The 512-nt window shown below is 71.9% G+C and carries 1 protein-coding gene; it reads right to left on the bottom strand.

Annotation, left to right across the window (positions count from 1 at the left end; all coding sequences use genetic code 11):
- Positions 1-512 (bottom strand): AMP-binding protein (locus IE312_RS40415; protein WP_229899894.1); only part of this gene is annotated, 512 nt, incomplete at both ends.

The raw sequence follows: 512 nt of genomic DNA, 5'->3' as shown, positions 1-512 counted from the left end.
GGACGACGACGGCGCACACCTCCTCGCCGTGCAGCTCGTCGGGCAGGCCGATGACGGCGGCCTGGGCGACCTGCGGGTGGCGCACCAGGACCTCCTCGACCTCCCTGGGGTAGACGTTGTAGCCGCCGCGGATGATGACGTCCTTCTTGCGGTCGACGATCCGCAGGAAGCCCTCGTCGTCCTTGGTGCCGAGGTCGCCGGTGCGGAACCAGCCGTCGACCAGTGCCTCGGCGGTGGCCTCGGGGCGGCCCAGATAGCCGGAGAAGACGTTGTGGCCGCGGATGACGACCTCGCCCAGTTCACCGGGGGGCAGCAGCTCGATCCGGCCCTCCGTCTCGGCGCGGGCGATCTCGACGTCGACGCCCCACAGCGGGTGGCCGATGGTGCCGGCCCTGGTGCCGAACACCGGCTGGTTGACGCTGGCGGTCGGCGAGGTCTCCGACAGCCCGTACCCCTCGTAGATCTTCGCCCCGAAGGCGGCCTCGAACCGCTCCAGCACGGCGGCCGGCAGC

The organism is Streptomyces capoamus (assembly GCF_014654935.1).
GTDB classification, from domain to species: Bacteria; Actinomycetota; Actinomycetes; order Streptomycetales; family Streptomycetaceae; genus Streptomyces; species Streptomyces capoamus.
The sequence above is the reverse complement of the archived record's forward strand: the minus strand, read 5'-3'. Positions and strand labels throughout refer to the sequence as shown.